10 protein-coding genes are annotated in these 12,317 nt (G+C 59.1%); 4 read left to right on the plus strand and 6 right to left on the minus strand.

From position 1 onward, the window contains the following. Positions 1–36: 36 nt before the first annotated feature. Positions 37–1,131 carry a tRNA (uridine(54)-C5)-methyltransferase TrmA gene (trmA, locus tag A7P99_RS09320; protein WP_067687316.1) on the minus strand — a complete coding sequence of 365 codons (1,095 nt, stop codon included), beginning with the start codon at positions 1,129–1,131 and terminating at the stop codon, positions 37–39. 187 nt (positions 1,132–1,318) lie between these two features. Beyond that, positions 1,319–3,373, minus strand: a complete 2,055-nt coding sequence (ppk1, locus tag A7P99_RS09325) for a polyphosphate kinase 1 (RefSeq protein WP_067687319.1) — start codon at positions 3,371–3,373, stop codon at positions 1,319–1,321. A 215-nt stretch (positions 3,374–3,588) separates the two neighbouring features. Here ppk1 and A7P99_RS09330 point away from each other — a divergent pair, with 215 nt between their 5' ends. Beyond that, positions 3,589–3,930: a hypothetical protein gene (locus tag A7P99_RS09330; protein ID WP_067449013.1), complete on the plus strand. Its 342-nt coding sequence runs from the start codon at positions 3,589–3,591 to the stop codon at positions 3,928–3,930. Positions 3,931–4,028: 98 nt separating this feature from the next. Here the strand turns inward: A7P99_RS09330 and A7P99_RS09335 are convergent, their stop codons facing one another. Together A7P99_RS09335 and A7P99_RS09340 are read right to left on the minus strand one after the other, a co-directional pair. After that, entirely contained in the window at positions 4,029–4,586 is a 558-nt protein-coding gene (locus A7P99_RS09335) for an RICIN domain-containing protein (protein WP_067528311.1), read from the minus strand. Between the two features lie 48 nt (positions 4,587–4,634). Further along, a complete protein-coding gene (locus tag A7P99_RS09340) occupies positions 4,635–5,126 on the minus strand; it encodes a GNAT family N-acetyltransferase (RefSeq protein WP_067528313.1) in 492 nt (163 codons plus the stop codon). 245 nt (positions 5,127–5,371) lie between these two features. On the opposite strand from A7P99_RS09340, the gene A7P99_RS09345 reads away from it, so the two are divergent. Then, complete coding sequence (locus A7P99_RS09345) at positions 5,372–6,019, plus strand: DUF4189 domain-containing protein (protein WP_067687322.1); 648 nt, start codon at positions 5,372–5,374, stop codon at positions 6,017–6,019. 310 nt (positions 6,020–6,329) lie between these two features. Here the strand turns inward: A7P99_RS09345 and smc are convergent, their stop codons facing one another. Both smc and A7P99_RS09355 read right to left on the minus strand, forming a co-directional pair. Next, positions 6,330–9,812: a chromosome segregation protein SMC gene (gene smc / locus A7P99_RS09350; protein ID WP_067687325.1), complete on the minus strand. Its 3,483-nt coding sequence runs from the start codon at positions 9,810–9,812 to the stop codon at positions 6,330–6,332. 78 nt (positions 9,813–9,890) lie between these two features. Continuing rightward, a complete protein-coding gene (locus A7P99_RS09355) occupies positions 9,891–10,520 on the minus strand; it encodes a hypothetical protein (RefSeq protein ID WP_067687327.1) in 630 nt (209 codons plus the stop codon). Between the two features lie 195 nt (positions 10,521–10,715). On the opposite strand from A7P99_RS09355, the gene A7P99_RS09360 reads away from it, so the two are divergent. Then, the gene (locus A7P99_RS09360) at positions 10,716–11,597 is read left to right on the plus strand and encodes a M23 family metallopeptidase (protein ID WP_067441738.1); all 882 of its coding nucleotides are present in this window, start codon (positions 10,716–10,718) and stop codon (positions 11,595–11,597) included. A 45-nt stretch (positions 11,598–11,642) separates the two neighbouring features. Then, positions 11,643–12,086, plus strand: a complete 444-nt coding sequence (locus tag A7P99_RS09365; RefSeq protein ID WP_067441735.1) for a polymer-forming cytoskeletal protein — start codon at positions 11,643–11,645, stop codon at positions 12,084–12,086. Positions 12,087–12,317: the final 231 nt, after the last annotated feature.

A 12,317-nucleotide genomic window follows, 5' to 3' on the forward strand; every position in this document is an offset into this window, starting at 1 on the left:
TCGGCAGCGACGCATACAAAGTCTACCTAAAACCGATTATTTCCGCCGCAACAACACCCCGCTCTCAATATGCGGCGTAAACGGGAATTGGTCGAACAGCGCGGCGCGTTCGATGCAGTGGGTTTGCGTGAGCGTGGCAAGATTGGCGTGCAGGGTTTCCGGGTTGCAGGAAACATAGATGATGTTGTCGAAATTCTGCAGCAGGCGCAGGGTGGCATCGTCTATGCCGGCGCGCGGCGGATCAACAAACACGGTAGAGAAGGCATAATCCGCCAGCTCGATGCCCTGCTCCAGCAAGCGGCGGAAACGGCGCATGCCGTGGTAGGCCTGGGTAAACTCTTCGGCGGAGAGCCGCGCCAGGCGGATGTTGGCCGCACCGTTGGCCTCAATATTCCACTGCGCCGCCTGCACCAAAGTTTTCGACAACTCCGTGGCCAGCACGCGGCGGAAATAACGCGCCAGCGGCAGGGTGAAATTGCCGTTGCCGCAATAAAGCTCCAGCAAATCGCCGCCCAACCCCGCCGCCGCGCTGCAGGCCCAATCCAGCATTTTTTGGCACACTGGCGCATTCGGCTGGCTGAAGCCGCCTTCGTATTGGCGGTAGAGCCAATCACGCCCGTCGGCATGCAGGCGTTCGGTAACGAAATCCTGCGCCAACACCAGCTTCTGCCCCCGGCTGCGGCCGATAATCATGATACCCAATTCGCGCTGCAAACGCGCCGCCGCAGCCTGCCATTGCCCGCACAGCCGCTTGTGGTAAATCATGCCCACCAGCATATCGCCGCTCAGGGTAGACAAAAATTCGCACTGATACCATCGCTCCCGCAACAGCGGATCGGCCTGCACGGCAGCCAGCAGCCGGGGCATCAGGACGTTGATTGCAGCAGAAGCGGCAAGCAGGGAATCAATCCGGCGCAACGAGGCCGAGCCTGCCTTCTGCCCGGGCTCGAACATGGCATAGCTGATGTTGTCGCCTTCGTGCCAAACACGAAACTCGGCACGCATCCGATAATGCTCTTCAGGCGAAGCAAACACCTGCCATTCGGGTGGGGAAAATTCGGCAAAACGCTGTTTTAGGTAGCCTACTTTTTGTTGCAGCTGGGCGGTGTATTCAGGGCTGGGCTGGGTCATGGGGAGCGTGGGGATTGGAGCATTAAAAATAAGGATTATAGCGGGAAAGAAGAAGCTACCTGAAAGCGAAGCGGGGGCTGTACAAAACCCAGATTCCAGATTATCGCAAGCGGGTAGCAAATACTCTTCCTACCTTGCTAAAGAGGCTACCTGAAACTTTCAGGTAGCCTTTTGCACTCTCGTGCCATCAACGCCGATATTCGTTCAACAGCGTTTCCTGCATATCCAGCCCTTCTTCCCCTTCCTGCGCAACGGCACGAACATAGCTGCCGTTGGGCTGCATCAGCCAGGCTTTGCGGTTGTCGGCCAAGGCGAGGGTGAGGGCTTCACGCATGATGCGCTGTTTGAGGGCCGGGTTTTCCACGGGAGTGCATATTTCGATGCGGCGGAAGAAGTTGCGGCTCATCCAATCGGCGCTGGCAATGAAGAGCTCTTCGCGCCCGCCGCTGTGGAAGTAGAACACGCGGGAGTGTTCGAGCAGGCGGCCGATGATGGAGCGCACGCGGATGTTTTCGGAAAGGCCGGGCACGCCGGGGCGCAGGGTGCACATGCCGCGCACGATTAAATCTATTTGCACGCCGGCCTGGCTGGCTTCATATAGGGCGCGGATGATGCCGGGCTCGATGAGCGAATTCATTTTGGCGATGATACGCGCGGGGCGGCCGGCGCGGGCTTCGGCGGTTTCGGCGGCGATGCATTCCAGCAGCATGGGGCTGAGGGTGAAGGGGCTCTGATAAAGCTTGTTGAGCCGTGTGGGCTGGCCCAGGCCGGTGATTTCCATAAAGATGGCGTTCACGTCGGCGGTGATGGCTTCATCGGCGGTTAAGAGGCCGAAATCGGTGTAGATGCGGGAGGTGCCTTGGTGGTAGTTGCCGGTGCCGAGGTGGGCGTAGCGTTTCAGGTAGCCTCCTTCGCGGCGGATAACCAGCGCCATTTTGGCGTGCACTTTGTAGCCGAACACGCCGTATACCACATGTGCGCCGGCGCTTTCGAGGCGGCGCGCCCAGTTGACGTTGTTTTCTTCGTCAAACCGCGCCATCAGCTCCACCACCACGGTTACCTGTTTGCCCGCGTTGGCGGCGGCAATCAGGGCGCGGGCAAGGTCGGAATGGGTGCCAGTGCGGTAGATCGTCATCTTGATAGCCACCACATCCGGGTCGGCAGCCGCTTCTTGGATGAAGCGCACGGTGGGGGCGATGGATTGGTAGGGGTGGTGCAGCAGCACGTCATGCTGTTTGAGCACCTCAGGCATGGGCTGGTCTTTGCGCACATCTTTGGGCAGGCCGGGCACGAAGGGCGGGAATTTCAAATCGGCACGATCCACCATATCAGGCACAGCCATCAGCCGCACCAGGTTCACGGGGCCAACCACTTGGTAGAGCTCGTTCGGGCTCAAATTGCATTGCGTGAGCAGGAATCCAGCCACATGCGGCGGACAGTTGTCGGCCACTTCCAGCCGCACTTCGTCGCCATACTGCCGCCCGCGCAGCTCGGTTTGCACGGCGGCGCGCAAGTTGGTGAGGTCTTCTTCGTCCACCGTGAGCTCGCTGTTGCGCGTGAGGCGGAATTGGTAGCAGCCTTCCACCTCCATGCCGGGGAAGAGTTTGTGCACATAAGCGTGCAAAATGGAGGAAAGCAGCACGAAGCCGTGCCCTTCACCAAGCTCGTCGGGCAGCTTCACCACGCGCGGCAGAATGCGCGGCGCCTGCACCACGGCCATGCCGGAAGCGCGGCCGAAAGCGTCTTTGCCGGAAAGCGCCACCGCGAAGTTGAGCGATTTGTTGAGCAGGCGCGGGAAAGGGTGTGCCGGGTCGAGCCCCAGCGGGGTGAGGATGGGCAGCAGCTCGCGGTCGAAATAGCTTTCAACCCAGGCGCACTGTTTGTCTGTCCACTGGTGGCGCGGGTAAAAGAAAATGCCCTCTTTGCGCAACGCGGGAATCAGCTCTTTGTTAAACAGCTCATATTGCTCCTGAATTAATTTTTTGGCCTCAGCAGCAGCGGCAGCCATGGTTTCGGCGGGCGTGGTGCCGTTATCCAAAAGCGCGTGCGGGTTGAGCTGGCTTTCCTTCTTCAGCCAAGCCATGCGCACTTCGAAAAATTCGTCTAAATTGGAAGAAACGATACACAAAAAGCGCAACCGCTCCAAAAGCGGCACGCCCTCGTCCCGTGCCTGCGCCAGCACGCGGCGGTTGAACGCCAGCAGGCTCAGTTCGCGGCAAAGGATGGTGGGCTGGTTCGGCATAAGGCTACCTGAAAAAGAAAAATGAATGAAAACGCTGTGTAAACAAACAGCTGTTTGGAGGGAATTAGCGCTATAATGATTATACCGCCATCGGCAAAGTGCTGTGCGCGGCAGCTATAGTTATAGCAATTATCGTTCCAACCTGCGCCCGAAGACAAGATATGGGCACGAAGCAGGCCGAACGTTTCCACCCGCCACCTTTCGGGAGACCCATCATGCGAACCCTGCTCCTCATCTGCACCATCCTCTTCAGTGCCGCTGCAGTAGCCGAAACCAGCGCCCAAATCAACCTACAAATCAACCCCCATGCCGACTACTACTACAGTGGCCCGGACGGCTACCCCGGCTACTACCCCAGTCGCAGCTACTATTTCTACAACGGCTCCAACCAATACGGTGGCGGCCAAATCCAAACCACTGAGCAATACAGCCGGGGTGGCATCGGCTACACCGAACACCGCAACTGCCACACCAGCGCCGGCTCCACCATCTGCACCGGCAACTGGCGACCGGTATCGCCCGTGCGCGGCAATATCCAAATCAACTACCGGCGCTAAACGCCCCGCAGCAATAAGCAATAGTAGAAAAGGCTACCTGAAAACCTATCGGATGGTTTTCAGGTAGCCTTTTTATTCCCACGCAACCCGCAGCCAAACTATCGGTAAAACTGCTGCCCCATCCCGTTATCGCAATATTGCAGGCTCACCGTGCCGCCGCTGCCGTCTAGGCACAGGCCGTTGGCGGCGCTGCGGATGTGGCTGCCCTCGGTAACCCAATGCTGGCTGCGGCTGTTTTGGCAGGCGGTGGCGATGACAGGGCTGCCGGCGCCGCCGGTGGCTTCGGCACACAAGCCGTTGATGTTGAGGCGCGGGCCGTCGAACATGAATTGTTGGTTGGTGCGCCCGTGGCAGGGCTGGCTGACCAGGTAGGCGGGCATGCCGCTGCGTTCGAGGCCGAGGCAGGAATTGTCGGCGGCCTGGCGCAGCAGGGTGCGGCGGCCGTTGTTGAGCACGGGGCGGTAGTAGCCGTCGAGCGGGGAGCTTTCGCTCATGATGACGGTGGTGCCCGGGGCGGCATCCACGCGTACGGTTTTGTGCACGGTGTGTGTGGTTTCCACGGGTAAATCGAGCGAGAAGAACCGCCCGTCTGGGCCGTCGAGATAAGTGCAGGCGGGGAGGGCGAACAGGGCAAGCAGGAATAGCGGGATTTTCATTTCGGCTCTTTCGGTATGGCGGAGGAGTGGGCTACCTGAAAGCCGGCATCAACGGTCGGTGAGCAGTTTGCGCATCAGCCGGCATTCGATGCCGATTTCCTGGTTGAGCGGCAGCACGGCTTCGCCCAGCGGGCGGTAGCCGTTGAGCAGGTAAAACTGTTCGGAATTGAGCGAGGCGTAGAGCTTGAGCATGCCCAGCCCGTGTTGGTAGGCCAGCTCTTCGGCGCGGCCGAGCAGGGCAGTGCCGAGGCCTTGGCGCTGCACGAAGGGGTGCACATACAGCGCATCGAGCTGGGATTCTTGCAGATTAAGCTGGAAAAAGCCTTGGATATGGTGCTTAAATTCGATCACCCACAAGAGCTTGCGTTCGTCTTCGAGGGTATCGAGGTAGCTGTCGGGGCTGAGCAGGGAAAGCCAGGCTTGCAGCACGGCTTCGCTGTAGTTGCGGGCGCAGGTGTAGCGCACGGCGTATTGGTGGGCGTTGTAGATGTGTTCGCAATCTTGGATGCGTGCCGGACGCAGGTGGGTAATCAGGCTCATAACGGGGGGGGTGCGGTGAAACTGGCGGAATTATATAGCTTGTCCAATAGAATAACCAATTGGCTCGGGCAATCGGGATATAATTGGGGCTACCTGAAAGTAGGGCTGCAACGCAGTTAAAACGGGCGTTGGCGCTTTTCAGGTAGCCTTCAAGCAGCGGGATAGATGTTTACAATATCTTGTATTTTGTTACAATCCGATCATCGGCAATACCCTTTTCCCCCTTTCCAAACAGGAGCGGCAAGATGAAGCAAACCATGATGAACACGGCAGCGGGCGTGTTGGTAGCAGTGCTGTTGGGCAGTGCGGGCTTGGCATATGCCAACCCCTATCCGGTTGGTTCGCAGCAATGGCACAACTTTAATGGCATCATGCAATCGGAAGCAGATCGGATACAACGCGAGCGCAATGCCGTACGGCAACAGCCAACCTACCACGGCCCCACCGCCGCCGAAATACGCGCCTGGGAGCAGCGTGAGGCAAAGGTGCAAGCCGAAATCGCGGAACTGCGCCGCACGCCGTTTTGGATGGCTTTGGCTTGGGATTTTGATAAAGATACCATCACATGGCCTGGAGGGTACCCCTCTAAAGAAAGAGCCATTGAACGCGCAAAACAAATATGTAATTCTTCCAGTTGTCATGTATTTGCCACTTTTAGCAACAGTTGCGCGGTTGTGGTGAAAGCAACTGACAATCCGCGAGATAAAAATGACTTGTTCGTTGGTATCAATCCTGACGACGAAATAGCGGCACAACAAGCCATGCGGGCCTGCCAGCGGGTACATGGCGATACAAAAAGCAGGTGTTTCTACACAGGCGCGCATACAGGGAAGGGCATAAACGGCACGGCTTTTTGTACCGGCTACGATTACAGTATCTACGGCCAGCATTAAGCCAGTTACAGCCAAAAGGCTACCTCAAAAGGCTACCTGAAAATTTCAGGTAGCCTTTCCCTTGCCAAGAGCCTCTATAGCTAAAGCACCTTTTTTCATACCAGGCAGCGGGCAGTGCAGAAGGGGCAGGGGTGATTCTCAGCTTCGCAGAAACTCGTTTTACCCGTTTTCAGGCAGCCTCAAAGCTTGGGGCTGCGCAGGCCGGCGCAGGGCTCGCCGGTAAGCTGGAATTTGAAGTGGCGCAGTTCGGTGATGGATTCCATATTTCAGGCAGCCTCTGCCGGGCATGAGGCTATCTGAAAACTTCATCTCAATCCGTTTCCGCCATTTCCAGCGCCTGTTTGATGTCCACCGCCACGATGCGGGACACGCCTTTTTCCTGCATGGTTACGCCGATGAGCTGCTCGGCCATTTCCATGGTGAGGCGGTTGTGGGAAATATACAGGAACTGGGTTTGGGCAGACATTTCTTTCACCAGATTGCAAAAGCGGCCGGTGTTGGCGTCGTCCAGCGGGGCGTCCACTTCGTCGAGCAGGCAGAAGGGGGCGGGATTGAGGCTGAACAGGGCGAACACGAGGCTCATGGCGGTAAGGGCTTTTTCGCCGCCGGAGAGCAGGTGGATGGTGCTGTTTTTCTTGCCGGGAGGGCGCGCCATGATGGATACGCCGGCGGTGAGAAAATCGTCGCCCACCATGTGCAGGCTGGCTTCGCCGCCGCCGAACAGGGTGGGGAAGAAGGTTTGCACTTTTTGGTTCACGGCATCGAAGGTGGCTTGGAAGCGCTGCTTGGTTTCGCCATCGATTTGGGCGATGGCTTCTTCCAAAAGCGCGATGGCGGATTGCAGATCGGCACGTTGGTTTTGGTAGTAACCGTCGCGCTCGCGGGCTTCGGCCAGTTCGTCAAGCGCGGCCAGGTTCACCGCGCCGAGAGCTTGGATGCGGCGGGAAATGCTGTCGATTTGCTGCGGCCAGTCGGTTTTCAGGTAGCCTGCCTGCTGCTCGGCTTCGAGCGCGGCGATATCAGCTCGGCGTGCCAATAAGTTATCGTGGAAGTGTTTGGCGTTGAGCAGGGCTTCCTGCTGCTGCAACAGGGCGGTTTGAGCGGCCTGCTGCCATTGCGGCAACTCGGCGACCAGCGCCTGCTGGCGGGCGTATTGCTGTCTGCCCTGCTCTTGGGTTTCGGCCAGCCGGGCGGCGGCGGCCTGGATTTGCTCTTCCAGCGTGAAGGCGGCTTCGGCCAGTTCTTCCAGCTGCAGGCGTTGTTCGTCTTCGCTGTCTTCGGCGTAGGTGAGGGCGAGCTCGCTTTGGCGTTGCTGCCAATCGGTTTTTTGCTGCACCAGCGCGGCCATGCGGGCGGCGATATTTTGCAGCTGCTGGGTTTGGCGGTGGGCTTCGAGTTCGGCGGCGCTGCGGCGGCGGTCGGCTTCGAGCACGGCTTGGCGGGCTTGGCTCAGGGCTTGCTGCGCCTGCTGGCTGTGCTCGGCTTGGGCGCGGCTCTCGGCTTCCAGCTTAGGCAGGCTGTCTTCGAGGGCGACGGTTTCTTCGGCTAGGATTTCGGCGGCACACGCCAGCTCTTCCGCCTCCTGCGCCAGCTGGGTCTGTTCTTGGGCAATGTGTTCGTGCCGCTGCTGCGCCTGTGCGGCGCGGGCGGCGAGGGCACCGGCCTGCTGTTGGGCGGCGGCCAGCTCGGCGGCGAGGCGGCGTTGTTCGGTTTGGGCTTGGCGCAGCTCGGTTTCGGCTTGGGCTTGCTGCTGCGCCAGTTTTTTGGCTTCGGCTCGGGCTAGCTGAAACTGCGGCTGCCATTCGGCCAATGCTGCGGCGATTTCATCGTGGCGGGCACGGTGGCGCATTTGCTGGTTGCTGCTGTCGGCGTGGTGCAGCAGCACGCTGAGGCGGTCGATGCGGTGGCCTTGCGGGGTGAGCCATTCTTGGCCGGGCTCGAGGCGGCTGCGATGCGCCAGCGCGTAATCCAAATCGGGGGCACACAAAATGCCTTCGAGCCAATGGGCTAAGGCTACCTGAAAAGGCGGCTCGGCTTGGATTTGGTGAATCAGCGCCTGAGCCGGGCTGGCAGCGCGGTGGGCATGGGCTTCGCGGTTGAACCAGGCAGCAGGAGACTCGGGCAGCGGCAATGGCAGCTGGAAATCAGCGGGCAGCGCGCGGGCGTTGAGCCGCTCGCCCAACACGGCGGCCAGTGCGCCCTGCCACTCTTTTGGCACGCGGATGTGCTGCCACAGGGCGGGCGCATCGGCTTGCTCGCTGCCCTGCCAAAAGTTGTGGCGGGCATTGTCGGCCAACAGGGCGGCGAGGGTTTTCTGCTCGGCTTCGGCAGCGAGAATGCGGCGTTCGTGTTCCTGTTCGCGTTCGCGGGCGGCCACGAGGGCGGTTTTCAGGTAGCCTGTTTGTTCTTCGAGCTGTTGCAGTCGCTTCTCACCCTGTTGATATTGGGTGGCGAGGGTGTCGGCCTGAGCTTGGGCGGCGGCCGGCGCACTGCCATCCGGCAGACTGAGGGCAGCGGCTTCCTGCTGCAAACGGGCTTGGCGCTCTTGCAGCCGGCTGATGCTTTGGCGGCTGTGTTGCAGCTGCTGTTGCTTCAGGGCGAGCTCGCGGCGGAGGCGGGCGGCTTCGTCGTGTTGGCTTTGCTGCTGTTCGGCAGCCTGCTGCTGGGCGGCTTCGAGCTCGGGCAGTTGCTCTTCGAGGGCGACGGCTTCGGCGGTGAGCAGTTCGAGCTGCATCTGCTGCTGTTCGGCGGCCTGTTCGGCGGCGGCGTGTTGCTGTTGCAGCTCGGCGTGTTCGCCGTCGATTTTCTGGATGGCGGTTTGGGCGGCGGCCTGTTCGCGTTCTAGGCGCTGGCGTTGGCTCTGCCGCGAGCGGATTTGCTCTTCGAGGCGGGCAGTTTGTTCGCGCAACAGGGCGTGCTGCTGGTTGAGCCGGTATTGCTCGGCCTGCTGTTGCTGTTCGGTTTGGCGCAACGCTTGCACGGCATCGTTCATGGCTTGGTTCTGCCGGACGAGTTCGTCTTGCCGCTCGTGGGCGTGTTCGTGGTCGGCGGCGGCGCGATCGGCGGCGGCAAAAGTGTGCCGCCATTGGGCGAAATCGTGGCGGTTTTGCGCGTGGTTGAGTTCGGCGGTGAGGCTGCGGTAGCGTTCGGCGGCGGCGGCCTGGCGTTGGAGTTTTTCCACTTGGCGGCCGAGTTCGGACTGCAAATCACCCAAGCGTTGGAGGTGTTCGCGGGTGTCGCGCAGGCGGTTTTCGGTTTCGCGGCGGCGTTCTTTGTATTTGGATACGCCGGCGGCTTCTTCGATGTGGGCGCGCAATTCTTCGGGGCGGGCTTCGATGATGCGGGCAATCATGCCCTGCTCAATCACGGCATAGCCGCGCGCACCGACGCCGGTGCCGAGGAAAAGGTCGGTGATGTCGCGGCGGCGCACTTGCTGGCCGTTGATGTAGTAGCTGGATTCGCCTTGGCGGGTGAGCTGGCGGCGGATGCTGATTTCGCCGTATTGCCCCCATGCGCCCTGCAGGCTGCCGTCGGCATTGCTGAACACGAGCTCCACGGAGGCTCGTGGGGCAGGGCGGCGGGTGGCGGCGCCGTTGAAAATCACGTCTTGCATGCTCTCGCCGCGCAGCTGCTTGGCCGAGGCTTCGCCCAGCACCCAGCGCACGGCATCGATAACGTTGGATTTGCCGCAGCCGTTGGGCCCGATCACGGCCACCAGCTGGCCGGGCACATGGATCGTGGTGGGGTCGGTGAAAGATTTGAAGCCGGCAAGTTTGATGTGGGTGAGGCGCATGAAAAACAATGAAAAAGCGGAATGCCGTATTTTAAAAGAAAGGCGGCGGGGCAGGCTACCTGAAACAGAAAGAAGGTTTCAGGCAGCCTTTTGCCGCGCCTTCTTGCGCCGTCTGGTGCGCCGATACCAAGCAATACTGAGCCAAAGCCAGCCTGCTCCGGCTACTGTGGCGGCGCGTGTCCAAAGGCGGGCATACAGCCGCCAGTTTTCGGTTTCTTCCTGCGGGCTGAAGGCGGCGCGGTAGTGCCGCTCGCTGCCGTCTTTGGTGTAGTTCAGCTCGGTAATCACATGGTAGCTCAACCAATGGGCCTGGATAAGGCTTTGTACAGTCAGCTTTTCTTCACGCTGCCAAACGTTTTCGTCATATTGGCACAACGGGTCGGCCAGGTTGCGGCAATCCAAATTGAGCTGTTTTCCTTCGGCGATGCGGATGCTGCCGGCCACGTGGAGGTTGTCGTCATCGTCATACCATTGGCGCCGCTGCAGCTCAGCGGCGGCATGATGCGTATAAGCCACGGCTACGTTCAAATGCCGCTGCCGCTTGCTCAACTCAGCCGAAGTTACCAATGCGCCCATGCCTAACACAACGGCCAGCAGCATGCCGAATAGCCAAAATACGGGCAGGCTAAACGAAATACGCATTATGTTGCGGTCGAGCTGCTGTTTTTCCTGCCGCATCCGCCGCATGGTGTGAAAAAAATTGCCCATTTGCTTTCCTGTATGCAGTGGCTGATTGTATAGCGAAACAGGTAAGGTAGGCCATGAATAGGCTGAGGCTACCTGAAAGCAGGTTACTGCCAAACCAGAAACAGCCCGCCAAATGATAGATTTGCTTTTGCCAAACAATAGCATTTTGTAATACAATGCCAATTTTGAGTAACAACTCATTTACCATTCAAATCAATGGATAAGCAAAAGAAACTCGTTACGGTGATGGTGTTGGACGAACACCGCACCGAAACTTTCGTGATCGCTGAATCACGGCTGCGCGCTATCAAGCCCACCGTCATCGGCCTTTCCGTGGCCACGGTGACGCTCTTGGCTGCTCTGTTGGCGTTGGGTTGGCACCACTACCAAAGCTACAACCGCTTTGCGCAACAACAACAGCAAACTCAAGCACTCAGCCAGCAAATCGAAGACTTGAAAGAAGCGCGTTCCGCTGAGGTTAGCGCCAAACTCAATCAGCTCGCCCAATCCGAAAAAGCCGTGGCCGATCTGCAAAACTACCTACGTCAGCGAGGTGCGAACGTACCCACCCCAAAACCAGCTACCGCTTCCGAAGAAGGCAAGCCCATCCACCAAGCCGGCGGCCCGCGCAACATCCTACCGCCAGCCGACACGCCAGAATTCAGCCAAACTATTGAAAATCTACTCAAAGTAGCCAACAATGTACCACTTGGCCGCCCCGCTCAAGGCGGAATCTCCTCCGGCTTCGGCCCCAGGCACAACCCGTTTAGCGGCAAAGGCAGCGAGTTTCATCATGGCCTAGATTTTCGCGGCAACATTGGCGACCCCGTACGCGTTACTGCCAACGGCACAGTGGAATTTGCCGGCACCATGAACGGCTACGGCCAAGTGGTGAAAGTGCGCCACGGCTACGGCTACAGCACTGTGTATGGACATTTATCGCACATCGGCGTGCAACCCGGCCAAACTGTTAAAGCCGGCGACCTCATCGGCAAAATCGGCTCCACCGGCCGCTCCACCGGCCCGCATCTGCACTACGAAGTGCGCCTCAACAACGAGCCGCACGATCCCGCCACTTTCCTCAGCCTCGCAAAATAAACACGCGCGGCACTCCATTTCAATTCAATCCGCGGAGAAACAACCATGTTTAAAGATAAAAAAGACCGTTCCCAACCCAGCAACTCCACCAGCGCCATCGACACCATCATCGGCGCACAATGCCGGATTCAGGGCGACATCCTGAGCCAGCAATCGGTGAAAATCGACGGCCAAATCCAAGGCAATGTGCAAGCCGGCGGCACCGTCATCGTTGGCGACAAAGGCGCGGTGAATGGCGACATCCGCGGCAGCGATCTGATCGTGTTCGGCAAAACCGAAGGCCTGATTGAAGTGAAAAAACTACACCTCAAGCCCAACGCTCGCGTAACTGGCAACATCCGCACCCAATCCCTACAAGTGGAAGATGGAGCCGTTTACACCGGCGATATCCGCATGGATCGCAATGCCGGCAACGCCTCCCTTCCTCCTGCCGGCATCTCCCCGGGAAAAGCCATCGCCGCACCGGCAGATAAGCTAGCAAATAAATAGTCTTGCCCGGTCTGAGGAAGAGGCTGTCTGAAACATTCAGCTAGCCTCTCTCCTTTCCTCGTTCCATTCCTCACCCATTTCTTCGTCTCCTCTTCTCTCTCGTTCTTCCTTTTCCAACTCACACTGTACCGCTATCCCGGATTTCCATTCCTTTCATCATACTCCCACAAAGCACAACACCCGCCATCAGGCAGGTGTCGTAAATAGGTGTTTGGCAGTGTCCTACTTTCG

It is taken from the genome of Eikenella sp. NML120348 (assembly GCF_001648435.1).
GTDB classification, from domain to species: domain Bacteria; phylum Pseudomonadota; class Gammaproteobacteria; order Burkholderiales; family Neisseriaceae; genus Eikenella; species Eikenella exigua.